Below are 14,049 nucleotides of genomic sequence, written 5' to 3'. Positions count from 1 at the left end.
TGGGTTAGTCTCATAACAAGGTATGCCTGCAGCTGCAACTTCTATCGTTGCACCCCGGGCCATTCGTCGTCTTGTCGAGGTAGTCCCGCCAGATCCCGAGGAAAGTGATGCCCAAGTCCAAGGTCCGCAAGAAGAACGACTTCACCGTCAGCGCGGTGAGCCGCACGCCGATGAAGGTGAAGGTCGGACCGTCGAGCGTATGGTTCGTCTCGTTGTTCATCGGTCTGATGCTGATCGGACTCATCTGGTTAATGGTGTTTCAGTTGGCAGCCATTGGCAGCCAAGCCCCCACAGCGCTCAATTGGATGGCGCAACTCGGTCCCTGGAACTATGCGATCGCGTTCGCTTTCATGATCACCGGTTTGTTGCTCACGATGCGCTGGCATTGATCCACGCCGCCGATAGAATGAATTCATATTCTGGTCGGGTCGTTACTGTGCCAGCAACCTTTTGGTCACTCAATCACACGCATGTGATTCATCCCCACTGTTGATAGCGTCTGTGGATAACTTTGTCTGCAGTGGTGAGAGGGTCTAAGGAATACATGCAGCAAACAGCATGGGCGCCTCGCACCTCGGGAATCGCTGGTTGCGGAGCCGGGGGAGTCGTGATGGCTATTGCGTCTGTGACCTTAGTCACAGACACGCCCGGGCGGGTGTTGACCGGAGTTGCCGCGCTGGGTCTGATCTTGTTTGCGAGCGCCACTTGGCGCGCACGTCCAAGGCTGGCAATTACCCCCGACGGCCTGGCGATCCGAGGTTGGTTCCGGACGCAGCTATTACGACATTCCAATATCAAGATCATCCGAATCGACGAGTTTCGCCGTTACGGCCGCCTGGTGCGCCTGCTCGAGATCGAAACGGTCAGCGGGGGGCTGCTGATTTTGTCCCGCTGGGATCTCGGCACCGACCCAGTGGAGGTGCTCGATGCGCTTACCGCTGCCGGTTACGCCGGTCGCGGCCAAAGGTGAGCGGACTTGGCGTGAGGGCGTCCGGTTGAACGGCCCCAACGGCGTGTCGGTGTACCGCCACGTGCCCTGGCGGGTCCGCAAGGTGTATTCGAGCGACGAGCCGACGTAGCTTCGGGTCAGGAGATGGTGATCGACTCGATCACCACCGGGTCCGTCGGCCGATCGTTGCCGTCGGTGGCCGTCTTGGAGATCGCCTCCACAACCCGCTGTGACTCCGCGTCGATCACTTCACCGAAAATGGTGTGGCGCCGGTTCAGGTGCGGAGTCTTGCCGACGGTGATGAAAAACTGTGAGCCGTTGGTGCCCGGACCGGCGTTGGCCATCGCGAGCAGATAGGGCTTGTCGAATTGCAGCTCGGGGTGGAACTCGTCGGCGAACTTGTAGCCGGGTCCGCCGCGACCCGTCCCGGTTGGATCGCCACCCTGGATCATGAAGCCCTGGATCACCCGGTGAAAGACCGCGCCGTCGTAGAACGGGCCGGACGGGCCACCTGATGCGTTTTGGGTCGAATAGTCCTTGGTGCCCTGCGCAAGGCCCACAAAATTGGCGACGGTCTTGGGCGCATGGTTTCCGAACAGGGCGATCTTGATGTCGCCGCGGTTAGTGTGCAGCGTGGCGGTGGCGGTCGCAAGGGGGCTGTTAGTCACGGAATCACAGTCTGCCATTACGCCCGGGCGGGCCCCCACCCGGTGCCCGGAACACAAACCCGCACGCGGCGCACCCGCAACGAGCCCGCCGACGGGCCAGTGATGGCAGTCTGTGAAGGAACTTGACCGAGTTATTGAGCGCAAGCCTCGGCCCGGACACAGAAAGGCGGCAAAATGAGTGAGCAGGTGGAAACCCGGTTGACCCCACGCGAGCGGCTGACCCGGGGTCTGGCCTACTCTGCGGTGGGTCCGGTGGACGTGACCCGAGGCCTCCTCGAACTCGGGGTCGGACTTGGGCTTCAGTCCGCCCGGTCGACCGCGGCCGGGCTTCGCCGCCGTTACCGGGAAGGCCGATTGGCCCGCGAGGTCGCTGCCGCCCAAGAGACGCTCGCTCAAGAGCTGACCGCTGCCCAGGACGTGGTGGCCAACCTACCGCAGGCCCTACAGGACGCCCGGACCCAACGTCGCAGCAAACACCACCTCTGGATCTTCGCGGGGATCGCGGCGGCCATCCTCGCCGGCGGTGCCGTCGCCTTCAGCATCGTCCGGCGCTCGTCGCGACCGGAGCCGTCGCCCCGACCACCGAGCGTCGAGGTGCAACCGCGCCCCTGAGGCCGGTCGTCACACGGTGGGGCCTAGGGATTCGAACCCCTGACCCCCGCCTTGCACAGGCGAATCATGATGCAGATCAATGGGTTACAACTCAGTCCACCTGCGAAAGGACACAACTGCGGTTAACAGTAGTTATCTGTAACTGTGGTCAATCGCCCAAGAATCGTGCCAGCATCGTCGCGTGCTGGTCGCTTACATAGACGAGTCCGGCAATACCGGAGACCCCGCCAACGGCGGATCCATGACTTTCGCTCTAGGGTGCGTGCTCGTGGACGCCGACAACCGGCCGACCGCGTTCGATGGGTTGCTGAGCTTCTAGCGTTCCCGGACTCGGCGGGCGGCTACATGCGCGGCAGCCATGTGCGGCGCCGGTGGTGGTCGCAGGCGGTGACCGCGGCGCAGCTGTTCCCTCAGACTGTGATGGACGCTACCGGGAAGCCGGCGGTGGTGTAGGAGTTCAAAACTGCATGAGCTCGGCACACCCGGCGTCGTTGGCGATCCAGGCCGGGGCGAATTCAAGGCACTTCAGAACATGCTCGAACACGACTCCGCCGGGTTGACCTTGGACCGCTACGGCCACCTGTACGGGTCGGGTGTCGAGGCCGTCGGAGTGGCCATCAACGCCCTCTTCACTCGCGATTGTGATCAAACGTGGTCATTCGAAGTATCCGAGCTACGCTTTTCACTTGTGGAGCCTAGGGGATTCGAACCCCTGACCCCCGCCTTGCAAAGGCGGTGCTCTACCAACTGAGCTAAGGCCCCTCTTCGTCACCCGTCATGTGATCAGGAGGTGGATCGCCGGCCACATGCCAGACATCGGCTCCGCGTCGGAACCGCACGACGACAGCCGCCACAGCGATCGCGGCCAGTGGCAATGCGATCCTCACCCAACATCGTGACGGGCACATGGTCGTGGGCCTAGGAGGACTCGAACCTCCGACCTCTTCGTTATCAGCGAAGCGCTCTAACCGCCTGAGCTATAGGCCCGTACTCGCGTACGGCCGAGCGACGAGACTACCGCAACCGGCGCCCGACTCTCAAAACATTAGTCCCGGTCTGCCAGCGTCACTTCGATGCCGCCGATCAGATCGGTGATCAGGTTGTAGACGAACGCACCGATGGTGGCCAGCGCGGTCATCAGGACGATGTTGACCAAGCCGATCAGGAACGCGCCGCCGAAGATGGTGCCGCTGGAGACAAGTTCCGCGCTGCTGCCGCTGGCGTTGTTCAACAGGTCACCGACGTTGCTGTTGAGCTTGGCCCATACGCCCATACCGCCGAGCACCAGGTAGAGGAACGCGACCGTGATCATCCAGACGAAGAACAGCGCCACCGACAGCAACAGCGACACCTTCAACGTGCTCCATGGATCAATCCGTCGGATCTGCATGCTGGCTCGAACCGGCCCGCGGCTTCGCCGCGCCGACAGCTGGACACGGGCTTCTCTGCCCTCAGCGGTAATCGAACGACCGCCGCTCGAACCGGCGGCCGAATCCCCTCTCGATCCCGCGCCAGCCTCCGCGGGACGCGCCGGCGCGGGGTTGCGTTGCGGGGCCCGCGGAGCCGGGCCGGATAGGTCGGGCAGCTCGCTGGCATAGGTCTCGGCGGGGGGACCGTCGCCACTCCCCAGCGAAGCGTCGGGCTCCGGCTGCGGGGTCCTGACCGCGGCGGCTGGGCCGGTCACCGGGGCAGACGCACCGGAGATGAAGCGATTCAGCCGAGCATCGGCGGCGGCGGGCGGGTTGGTCGGGCGCCCCTCAAGGTGTGATACAGGCGGCGGCTGACGTTGCGCCGCTTGGGATTGCCGAGTCGCAGCACGCTGCCACGGCGGCGGGTCCCCAGCATCTGGTATGCGGCCTGGCCCGGTCGCTGCCCGATGTGCACCCCCACGGTCGACCAAGCCATCCGCATTCGGGCCGTCGCCCTTGCTAAGCGCCCCCGGCTCGTTCGGTGCAGTCACCCCGACTCCTAACACTCGTACCCGGCCGCTGAGCCTGACTGGCTAATTGCCCGTCTGGTCTGCGCCGTTGGCGTCCACGGCATTGTCGTCGCCACTTTCTTCGGCGTTGCGCGCGATGGCTAACAGTGTGTCGCCCTCGCCCAGGTTCATCAACCGAACACCCTTGGTCTGCCGTCCCGCCTTGCGAACCTGGCGTGCCGCGGTGCGGATCACGCCACCGCCGGAAGTGACGGCATACAGCTCGCTGTCGTCGTCGACAATCAACGCCCCAACCAACCTGCCGCGCCGGCGGTCGTACATGACCGTCAGCACACCTTTACCGCCGCGGCCCTGTACCGGGTATTCCTCGATCGCGGTACGTTTCGCATAGCCCCCTGACGTCGCCACCAGCAGATAGGTGCCTTCACGCACGACGTTCAGCGACAGCAGCCGGTCGTCGATATTGAACCGCATGCCCTGCACACCCGAGGTGGCACGACCCATCGGCCGCAGCGCCTCGTCGGTCGCCGAGAACCTGATGGACTGCCCGTTGGCCGAGACCAGCAGCAGGTCGTCGTCGGCCGAACACAGCACCGCACCGACCAGCTCGTCGTTGTCGCGCAGGTTGACCGCCACGATTCCGCCCGAGCGATTGGAGTCGAAGTCGGTCAGCTTGGACTTTTTCACCAGCCCGTTGCGGGTGGCCAGCACCAGGTACGGGGCGTCGGTGTAGCCGCGGATCTGGATGACCTGGGCGATGCGTTCCTCGGGCTGGAAGGCTAACAGGTTGGCCACGTGCTGCCCGCGCGCCGTCCGGGAGGCCTCGGGCAAGTCGTAGGCCTTGGCCCGATAAACCCGTCCCTGGGTGGTGAAGAACAGGATCAAATCGTGGGTGGAGCACACGAAGAAGTGCGCGACGATGTCGTCCTGCTTCAACCCCGCACCCTGCACGCCCTTGCCGCCGCGTTTCTGGCTGCGATACAGATCGGTCTTGGTGCGCTTGGCGTATCCCGTTTCGGTGATAGTGACAACGACGTCCTCGCGGGCGATCAAATCCTCGTCGCTGACGTCTCCGTCGGCCGCGATGATCCGGGTACGCCGGTCGTCGCCGTGCCTGTCCACGATTTCGGCGAGTTCGTCGCGCACGATCCCACGCTGCCGCTCGGGCTTTGCCAGGATGTCTTCCAGATCGGCGATCTCGGCCTCGATTTTGGCCAGGTCGTCGATGATGCGCTGGCGTTCCAGTGCGGCCAGGCGCCGCAACTGCATGTCCAGGATTGCCTGGGCCTGGATCTCGTCGATGTCGAGCAGCTCGATCAGTCCGGCCCGGGCGATATCGACGGTCTCCGACGCCCGGATCAGTGCAATGACCTCGTCCAGCGCGTCGAGCGCTTTAACCAGGCCGCGCAGAATGTGGGCTCGCTCGTTTGCCTTGCGCAGCCGGTAGGTGGTGCGCCGCACAATGACGTCGAGTTGGTGGTCAACGTAATAGCGGATCAGCTGGTCCAGCCGCAGCGTGCGCGGCACCCCGTCGACGATCGCTAGCATGTTGGCGCCAAAGCTGGTCTGCAGCTGGGTGTGCTTGTAAAGGTTATTGATCACCACCTTGGCCACCGCATCGCGCTTGATCTCGATGACGATGCGTAAACCGACCCGATCGCTAGACTGGTCCTCAATGTTGGAAATGCCGGCCAGCTTGCCGTCTCGGACCTGTTCGGCGATCGAAGTGATGAAGTTGTCGTGGTTGACCTGATACGGCAACTCGGTGATCACCAGCGAGGTACGACCGCGGGAATCCTCTTCTACCTCAACAACTCCGCGCATTCGAATGGAGCCGCGGCCAGTTTTGTAGGCATCAGCGGTGCCCTGGGATCCGACGATCAGTCCGGCGGTGGGGAAGTCCGGGCCTTTAACCCGCCCCATGACCGCGGCCAGGGTCTCCTCTTCGTCGGCGTCGTGATTCTCCAGCGCCCAGAACACCGCGTCGGCCAGCTCACGCAGGTTGTGCGGCGGGATATTGGTTGCCATGCCGACCGCGATGCCGCCCGACCCGTTGGCCAGCAGGTTGGGGAACCGGCTGGGTAGCACCGTCGGCTCTTGCACCCGGCCGTCGTAGTTAGGGATGAAATCGACTGTCTCCTCGTCGATTTCCCTCAGCATCTCCATCGCCAACGGGGTCAGCCGGGCTTCGGTGTACCTCATCGCCGCCGGTGGGTCATTGCCTGGCGAGCCGAAGTTGCCCTGGCCGTCCACCAGCGGGTAGCGCAGCGACCAGGGCTGGGCCATGCGCACCAGGGTGTCGTAGATCGACGCGTCGCCGTGCGGGTGGTAGTTGCCCATGGTCTCGGCAACCGACCGGGCCGACTTGGCGTGGCTGCGGTCCGGGCGGAAGCCGGAATCGAACATTGCATAGAGCACCCGGCGATGCACGGGCTTGAGCCCGTCGCGCACCTCCGGCAGCGCGCGGCCGACGATCACGCTCATCGCATAGTCGATGTAGCTGCGCTGCATCTCCTGCTGGATGTCAACCGGTTCGATCCGGTCGAGCGAGTCGTCAGGCGGCAACGTCGTGTCTGTCATCTATTCCTCGTTTGCAATCGAACGCAGGGTTGCGTTAGACATCCAGGAACCGAACATCCTTGGCGTTGCGGGTGATAAAGCTGCGCCGCGCGTCGACGTCCTCGCCCATCAGGATGGAGAACAACTCGTCGGCGGCGGCGGCGTCGTCCAGCGTCACTTGACGCAACACACGAACCGAGGGATCCATGGTGGTCTCCCACAACTCCTTGGCGTCCATTTCACCTAGACCCTTGTACCGCTGAATGCCGTCTTCCTTGTTGATCTTCTTCCCGGCCTTCAGCCCCGCCTCCAGCAGACCGTCGCGCTCGCGGTCGGAGTATGCGAATTCCGGGTCACTGCGCTGCCACTTGAGTTTGTACAGCGGCGGTTGTGCCAAAAACACATGCCCGTTCTCGATGAGCGGCCGCATGAACCGGAACAACAACGTCAACAACAGCGTGGAAATATGTTGGCCGTCAACATCGGCGTCGGCCATCAGCACGATCTTGTGGTAGCGCAGCTTGCCGATATCGAACTCGTCGTGGATCCCGGTGCCCAGCGCCGTGATGATCGCCTGAACTTCGGTGTTCTTTAGCACCCGATCGATGCGCGCTTTCTCCACATTGATGATCTTGCCGCGCAGCGGAAGTATCGCCTGGAACATCGAATCGCGACCGCTTTTTGCAGAACCGCCGGCCGAGTCACCTTCTACGACATACAGTTCGGACTTGCGCGGATCCGTGGAACGGCAATCGGCCAGCTTGCCGGGCAATCCACCGATGTCGGTGGCGCTCTTACGCCGCACCAACTCTCGTGCCTTACGTGCCGCGATACGGGCTTGCGCCGAGGACACAGCCTTGTTCACAACAACTTTCGCGTCGGTGGGGTTGGCTTCAAACCAGTGGGTCAGCTGTTCGTTACAGACCTTCTGCACAAACGATTTGACCTCGGTGTTGCCCAACTTGGTCTTGGTCTGGCCCTCGAACTGCGGTTCGCTGACCTTCACCGAGATCACAGCGGCCAGGCCTTCCCGGATATCGTCACCGGTGAGGTTGGGGTCCTTGTCCTTCAGTAGCTTGCGGTCCTTGGCGTACTTGTTCACCACCGACGTCAGCGCGCTGCGGAAGCCCTCTTCGTGGGTGCCGCCCTCGTGGGTGTTGATGGTGTTGGCGAAGGTGTGCACCGACTCCGAATACCCGGCGTTCCATTGCATCGCGATCTCCACCTCGTGCCCGGTGCCCTTGCCGGAAAAGTCCACGATGCTGCTATGAATCGCGTTCTTGGTGCGGTTGATGTGTTTCACGAAGTCCACCAGACCACCCGGATAGTGAAAGGTGCGGCTCTTAACTTTGTGCGGTGCAGTGGATTCGGCTGCGCGTTCACTTGCCGACTTCGGCGCCTCGGCGACGTCGCTGACCACTTCGTCGACGACCTCGTCTTGGGTCACCCTCTCGTCGGTCAGGTTGATGGTCAGCCCCTTGTTGAGGAACGCCATCTCTTGCAGCCGGCGGGCGACGGTTTCGAAGTCGTATTCCGTGGTTTCGAAAACAGCGGGGTCGGCCCAGAACCGCACCGTTGACCCCGTCTTCTTAGTCGGCGCCCCTTGCTTGAGGCCCAGGGGTTCCGACTTCTCATAAACCTGAGACCACTCGTACCCGTCGCGCTTGATCTCGACTTCGAGCCGGGTGGATAGCGCGTTAACCACCGACACGCCGACGCCGTGCAGACCACCAGATATCGCATACGCGTCCGAGTCGAACTTGCCGCCGGCATGTAGTTGTGTCATCACCACGTCGACGGTCGGTATGCCGGAGGCGTGGGTGGCGACCGGAATGCCGCGGCCGTCGTCGGCGACCTCGACACCGCCATCTTCAAGCAGCACTACGTTCACTGTGGTTGCATAACCGGCCATCGCCTCGTCGACCGCGTTGTCGACCACCTCCCAAATGAGATGGTGTAAACCGCGCTCACCGGTCGAGCCAATGTACATGCCGGGACGTTTGCGGACGGCCTCCAGCCCTTCGAGAATGGTGATAGACGCAGCGCCGTATTCGTCTTGGGCCTTCTTTTTCTGGGCAGCCACGATCCGAATACTCTCCTCAGGGGTTGCGTGCATGCGGTTGAGTCGCCGCAGGGGGTCGCACACCACTGTACCGTGATCGGGCGCCAGGGCCGATCTTCTGGCCTCGTTTTTACCCATCTAACCGCGCCGTGCGTCGGACATCTTTCTTCCTGGTGCGTCCCGACGTCCGGCATACGGATCCGCTTCGTCCTCGAGGCTCTCAGGCCGGGACCGGAGCGCCTTGTTCTGGGCCGATCGACGTGTTATCCGTAGGTGTCGCGCGGACCCCTACCGGCAATATGGCGAGGCCCCTTGCGCCACGATGGTGCCGCCGGCCCGGTGATCTTTAGCGATCGCACCACATCGTTTCCAACCGCTGCGGCGATCTTGGCCAGAAGCTGGGCCTGCATGATCCTCAACTGCGTCGCCCACGCCGTCGACTCCGCAATCACGCTCAACACCCCGTCGTTTAGCGCAGTCGGGCGTGCATGTTCGGCGATCTGGTGGCCGACCACCGCAGACCACTGGCCGAGCACCATACCCTCGGCGACCCGCACCGACCAGCCGCGTTTCTTTGCCAGCTCACGAGCGGCCTTACCCAGCGGTTGTGGATCACGAATGTCGGGCCCCGGACCCGACCAGCTTCGTCGCCGTCCGGCCACCCGACCCGACGCAACGGAAGCGACCCGCCCTCGACCGGCGTCTTGTCCGCGCGCGCGGGCGGCAGCACGAGCTTCGTCCAGGGTGCGCCTGACCAAATCCAACCCTGGTGACTTCATTGATCGCTCACCGCGATTCTGGTCGGGCCGGTCAACAGAACCCGTCATGGCAGAACCACCGACATCGATCCGGTGTCATCGGCACGCACATCGATGTGCACCCGCCTGGCGTCCCAGCCGGCGGGAATATCCTCGAGCACCGCGGCAGTCACCAACACCTGTTCGGCGGACTCGGCCGCCGTCGCCAACGCTCGACGGCGCATGACATCCAGTTCGGCGAACACGTCGTCGAGCAACAACACCGGCTCACCACCATCGGCGCGTAACAGTTGATAGGCCGCCAACCGCAGTGCCACCGCCAACGACCACGCCTCCCCATGGCTAGCAAATCCTTTCGCGGGTTGATCGCCTAGTCGCAGTATTAGGTCGTCACGGTGCGGACCAACTAGACAAACCCCACGCTCGAGTTCGGCATCCCGACGGGCCGCCAGCGCCGCCGACAGCCGAGCTGCTAACAATTGCCGATCGGTATCTGACTGCTCGCTGGGACCGGTTACATCCATGCTGGCCCGATAACCGATAGACGCCGATCGCGATTCCGGCGCCAACAGCTGGTATGCCTTCTTCACTTCCGGTGCCAACTGGTTGACCAAATCGATGCGGGCGGCCACCAGTTCAGCCCCGTGCTCCGCCAAACGACTGTCCCATACCTCAAGAGTGTCAAACACACCCCGGTCACCCCGATACCGTGCTCCAGGTACGGACTTCAATAACGCCGTCCGCTGGCGCAACACCCTCTCATATTCGGCTCGTACCGCAGCGATCGCAGGCCTACGCACGATCGCCAGATCATCCAGATAGCGCCGCCGGTCAGCGGGATCCCCACGAACCAACCCCAGATCCTCAGGGGCAAACAACACAGCTCGAAGCACTCCGACCACATCACGTGTACTTCGGACCGATGATCGATTCAATCGCGCTTTGTTGACTCGCCCCGTGGCGATCTCGAGGTCGACGGCACATTCTCTACCGTCGTTCACCACGATCGTGGAGATCACCGCACGATCGGTACCTACCCGGATCAACGGCAAATCGGCGCTAACGCGGTGCGAACCTAACGTCGTCGAATACCACAGTGCCTCAATAAGATTCGTCTTACCATAACCGTTAGGCCCAACAAAAACCGTCCGCCCTGGATGCAATTCCAGATCTACACATGCCCAGGACCGGAAGTCACGCAGCCCCAAATGACGGACGTACACCTACCCGGGCGCCAAGTGCTCAGCCCGGCAACCGAACCGGCATCAACAGATAGACATAGTCCGTCGACACCGCCGGGAACGGACCGTTGCCATTCAGACCCGCCACAGGGCGATCGTCCCCGGACACCGGACGTAGCAAGGCAGGCTTACCCGCAGTCGTAAACCCGAAAGACACTCGCTCCGAGCGCAACGAACTCAAACCGTCCGTTAGATAGGTTGGGTTAAACGCAATCGTCAATGGTTCACCGGCATAGTCAACAACAAGATCTTCCTCGGCTCGTCCAACATCATCGGCACCCGCAGAAAGCCGCACGCTGCCATCAGCGAACTCCATGCGCACCTGCGCGCCCCGATCAGCTACCAACGCAACCAGCTTGATCGCTTCGATCAACTCGGCCACGTCCATGGTGGCCACCGCGGTGTGTTCGGTTGGTAGCAACTGCCGAAACTTCGGGAACTCGGCATCAAGAAGTCGCGTGGTGCTGCGCTTGCCGTTCCCACTGATACCGAGCAGGCCATCCTTGCCCACCCCCGGCCCAGTACCCAACGACAAACGAACGTCAGAGCCGCCGATGCCCGCTTTGGCGGCCTCGGCCAGCGTCTTGGCCGGGACCAGCACAGCCGCTTCGATATCTGGCGACGACGCCGACCACTTCAGTTCTCGAACAGCCAGGCGAAACCTGTCGGTAGCGGCCAAAACCACCGTCTCACCGAAGATTTCGACCCGGATGCCGGTCAACATAGGCAGCGTGTCGTCCCGGCCGGCGGCGATAGCGACCTGACTGATTGCCTCGGCGAATAATTCCGCAGGCAACAATCCGGTCTCGTCCGGCAGCGTCGGCAGCGTCGGATAATCCTCGACTGGCATCGTCGGTAGCGAAAACCTGGCGTTACCGCAAGTCAATGCGACCCGGTTACCTTCGACATGAACGTCTACGGGCTTGTTCGGCAACGCCCGGGTAATATCGGACAACAATCGGCCAGAAACCAAAACGCTTCCAGGAGAAACAATTTCAGCGCCAACCTGGGCCTCGGCGGAAACCTCGTAGTCGAATCCGGAAATCGTCAGACCGTTGTCCGAGCCGGTCAACAACACGCCGGAGAGCACCGGCACCGCGGGCCTGGCTGGCAGATTTTTAGCCACCCACGACACCGCATCGGCGAAAGACTCTCGTAGCAAACGAAACGTCAAGTCGGTGAGGCCAACTCTTGTCGTAGCCGCGTCCATTGCGCCCTTTCACCTCACGATGAGTTCGATGCCGTGGCTAGCGCCCCGCTAGCGTGGGGACTGCCAACCACGAACGCCCATGACGCGTGAACCGCCACGACGGCCGCAACGGCAGTCGAACAACAACCGTAGAGCTTCTCACGTCAACTTGAAAGTTCATCATTGACCTCTGACCCACCGCGACGAGCCAGTTATGCGGGTGGTATGCAGCGAACGATCCCCAGCGCTGTCTTTCCAAGAACAAACGACGAAGAAATGTCGGTAACAGTATTAGAGGGTGTGCAGTTTGGGGACAGTCTGGTCTTGGTGCAGGTCGACGTCGGTCGGAGTTGTGGATGACGGTGGCGATGACTGTGGGGTGTGTGTTGGGCCGGTGGGGATGAGGCGTGGGTTGTGAACGGAACCGCCGGGACTGTATGAGTCTGTGCGCGGTTTGTGCACAGCGACACTCACAGCCAATCTCTGTGACTGGTGTGACCTGGGAGAGAGAAGTTTTTTTAAGAACGTTGTCGGAAGAACACGCCGTGCTAGCGCTTGGAGCGCTGACGGATGCGAGTGGTGAGTTCTTTGACGTGATCAAAGACCTCACGGCGCTCGGCCATCTCGGACAGGATCTTGCGTTGGGCGTACATGACGGTTGTGTGATCACGGCCGAACGCTTGGCCGATTTTGGGCAACGAAAGATCGGTGAGCTCACGACACAGGTACATCGCAATCTGTCGTGACTGGGCCAGTGCTCGGGTCTTGCCGGGCCCGCGAAGCTCTTCGACGGTAGTGTCGAAGTATTCGGCGGTGGCAGCCATGATCGTCGCCGCGCTGATTTGCATGGTGTTGGCGTCGGCGATCAGATCGCGAAGCACAATCTCGGCCAGCGCTTTGTCGATTGGTGTTTTGTTCAATGAGGCGAACGCGGTGACCCGGATCAGCGCGCCCTCGAGTTCACGGATATTGCGTTCGATACTGCTGGCGATGAGTTCGAGGACATCGTCGGGGACCGCGAGCCGTTCCATCTGTGCTTTCTTGCGCAAGATGGCGATGCGGGTCTCCAGCTCGGGTGGTTGTACGTCAGTGATCAGCCCCCACTCAAAGCGGGTTCTCAGCCGGTCCTCGAGGGTGGCGAGCTGCTTGGGTGGGCGGTCAGATGAGATGACGATTTGCTTGTTGGCATTGTGCAAGGTGTTGAAGGTGTGGAAGAACTCCTCTTGAATACCCTCTTTGCCTTCAATGAATTGGATGTCGTCGACCAACAGCACGTCTACGTCGCGGTAGCTGCGTTTGAATGCGACCTTGCGGTCATCGCGGAGCGAGTTAATGAAGTCGTTGGTGAATTCCTCGGTGGAGACATATTTGACCCGCATTCCCGGGAACAACCGTTGGGCATAGTTGCCTGCCGCGTGTAGCAGGTGTGTCTTGCCGAGACCGGACTCGCCCCAGATGAACAGGGGGTTGTAAGCGCGGGCGGGTGCTTCTGCGATCGCCAAGGCGGCGGCGTGCGCGAACCGGTTGGAGGCGCCGATAACGAACGTATCAAAGGTGTAGCGACGGTTAAGGCTGGTTACGCCAGCGGTAGCGGAATCGGTATTGTGCGGGCGCTCGGTGAAGTAACTTGGCCAACTGTGCTGGTTATCGCCCCGTGCCGCAGCGCTGTCATCAATCTCGTCGTTGTCGGTTGTGGTGTCTGGCGATGTGGTAGCAGGATTTTCGGAAGGCGGCACGGTAGTGTCGTCGGCTTCGTCGGTCGCCGGCGGAGCGATGCGGACCCCGAGTTGGATCTGATGTCCGAGTCGGCGGCTGAGAGCGTCGGTAATCGGGGCCCGCAGATGGCGCTCGATTTCGTTTTGGACAAAGCTGCTCGGCACGGATAACAGAGCAAACCCCTCGACGATGGTCAATGGCTGGACGAGATTGAGCCAAGCCCTTTGCTGAGGGGTCAGCGGAGCGCTGAGATTAGCATCACTGCTGGGTCCGTCGTCAACCTTAGGGTCGCCGTTAAGTTCGGAGACGACCGCGTTCCACACTGTGGTGAAGCCTGAACCGGGGTCATCGGTCAA

12 protein-coding genes and 2 tRNA genes are annotated in these 14,049 nt (G+C 62.0%); 4 read left to right on the top strand and 10 right to left on the bottom strand.

Features of this window, described 5'->3' with window-relative positions; genetic code table 11:
* Positions 1-107: 107 nt before the first annotated feature.
* Positions 108-389, top strand: coding sequence for a cell division protein CrgA (gene crgA / locus MCAN_RS00070; RefSeq protein WP_003400344.1), 282 nt, complete (start codon positions 108-110; stop codon positions 387-389).
* Positions 390-544: 155 nt separating this feature from the next.
* Positions 545-970 (top strand): PH domain-containing protein, encoded by a 426-nt coding sequence (locus MCAN_RS00065; RefSeq protein ID WP_003899772.1) that lies wholly within the window; start codon positions 545-547, stop codon positions 968-970.
* Positions 971-1,086: 116 nt separating this feature from the next.
* On the opposite strand, the gene ppiA is transcribed toward MCAN_RS00065, so the two are convergent.
* Positions 1,087-1,635, bottom strand: coding sequence for a peptidylprolyl isomerase PpiA (gene ppiA / locus MCAN_RS00060; protein ID WP_003400321.1), 549 nt, complete (start codon positions 1,633-1,635; stop codon positions 1,087-1,089).
* A 156-nt stretch (positions 1,636-1,791) separates the two neighbouring features.
* Between ppiA and cwsA the strand changes: the two genes are divergently transcribed.
* Both cwsA and MCAN_RS22240 read left to right on the top strand, forming a co-directional pair.
* Positions 1,792-2,229, top strand: a complete 438-nt coding sequence (cwsA, locus tag MCAN_RS00055; protein WP_003400307.1) for a cell wall synthesis protein CwsA — start codon at positions 1,792-1,794, stop codon at positions 2,227-2,229.
* Positions 2,230-2,410: 181 nt separating this feature from the next.
* Entirely contained in the window at positions 2,411-2,548 is a 138-nt protein-coding gene (locus MCAN_RS22240; protein WP_003400297.1) for a hypothetical protein, read from the top strand.
* A gap of 370 nt (positions 2,549-2,918) precedes the next feature.
* Here the strand turns inward: MCAN_RS22240 and MCAN_RS00045 are convergent.
* The 9 genes from MCAN_RS00045 to dnaA form a co-directional block, all read right to left on the bottom strand.
* Positions 2,919-2,991, bottom strand: a tRNA-Ala gene (locus tag MCAN_RS00045).
* A 151-nt stretch (positions 2,992-3,142) separates the two neighbouring features.
* Positions 3,143-3,216: transfer RNA gene (locus MCAN_RS00040), tRNA-Ile, on the bottom strand.
* Between the two features lie 58 nt (positions 3,217-3,274).
* Positions 3,275-4,189: a DUF3566 domain-containing protein gene (locus tag MCAN_RS00035; RefSeq protein WP_013999995.1), complete on the bottom strand. Its 915-nt coding sequence runs from the start codon at positions 4,187-4,189 to the stop codon at positions 3,275-3,277.
* Positions 4,190-4,231: 42 nt separating this feature from the next.
* Positions 4,232-6,748 carry a DNA topoisomerase (ATP-hydrolyzing) subunit A gene (gyrA, locus tag MCAN_RS00030; protein WP_003400286.1) on the bottom strand — a complete coding sequence of 839 codons (2,517 nt, stop codon included), beginning with the start codon at positions 6,746-6,748 and terminating at the stop codon, positions 4,232-4,234.
* 34 nt (positions 6,749-6,782) lie between these two features.
* Positions 6,783-8,810: a DNA topoisomerase (ATP-hydrolyzing) subunit B gene (gyrB, locus tag MCAN_RS00025; RefSeq protein WP_003917863.1), complete on the bottom strand. Its 2,028-nt coding sequence runs from the start codon at positions 8,808-8,810 to the stop codon at positions 6,783-6,785.
* Between the two features lie 242 nt (positions 8,811-9,052).
* Positions 9,053-9,616, bottom strand: a complete 564-nt coding sequence (locus MCAN_RS00020) for a DNA replication protein DciA (RefSeq protein ID WP_003899769.1) — start codon at positions 9,614-9,616, stop codon at positions 9,053-9,055.
* Complete coding sequence (recF, locus tag MCAN_RS00015; protein WP_013999994.1) at positions 9,613-10,770, bottom strand: DNA replication/repair protein RecF; 1,158 nt, start codon at positions 10,768-10,770, stop codon at positions 9,613-9,615. Before recF ends, MCAN_RS00020 begins: the two co-directional genes overlap by 4 nt.
* Positions 10,771-10,789: 19 nt before the next feature.
* A complete protein-coding gene (dnaN, locus tag MCAN_RS00010) occupies positions 10,790-11,998 on the bottom strand; it encodes a DNA polymerase III subunit beta (protein ID WP_013999993.1) in 1,209 nt (402 codons plus the stop codon).
* Between the two features lie 527 nt (positions 11,999-12,525).
* A complete protein-coding gene (gene dnaA, locus MCAN_RS00005; RefSeq protein ID WP_003400253.1) occupies positions 12,526-14,049 on the bottom strand; it encodes a chromosomal replication initiator protein DnaA in 1,524 nt (507 codons plus the stop codon).

The sequence above is a fragment of the Mycobacterium canetti CIPT 140010059 genome (assembly GCF_000253375.1).
Lineage (GTDB): Bacteria > Actinomycetota > Actinomycetes > Mycobacteriales > Mycobacteriaceae > Mycobacterium > Mycobacterium tuberculosis.
This window is presented reverse-complemented; position numbering and strand designations above follow the sequence as displayed.

Coding starts and splice junctions, on each gene's coding strand:
- crgA (WP_003400344.1), top strand. CDS start 108: ATGCCCAAGTCCAAGGTCCGCAAGAAGAACGACTTCACCGTCAGCGCG.
- MCAN_RS00065 (WP_003899772.1), top strand. CDS start 545: ATGCAGCAAACAGCATGGGCGCCTCGCACCTCGGGAATCGCTGGTTGC.
- ppiA (WP_003400321.1), bottom strand. CDS start 1,635: ATGGCAGACTGTGATTCCGTGACTAACAGCCCCCTTGCGACCGCCACC.
- cwsA (WP_003400307.1), top strand. CDS start 1,792: ATGAGTGAGCAGGTGGAAACCCGGTTGACCCCACGCGAGCGGCTGACC.
- gyrA (WP_003400286.1), bottom strand. CDS start 6,748: ATGACAGACACGACGTTGCCGCCTGACGACTCGCTCGACCGGATCGAA.
- MCAN_RS00020 (WP_003899769.1), bottom strand. CDS start 9,616: ATGACGGGTTCTGTTGACCGGCCCGACCAGAATCGCGGTGAGCGATCA.
- dnaN (WP_013999993.1), bottom strand. CDS start 11,998: ATGGACGCGGCTACGACAAGAGTTGGCCTCACCGACTTGACGTTTCGT.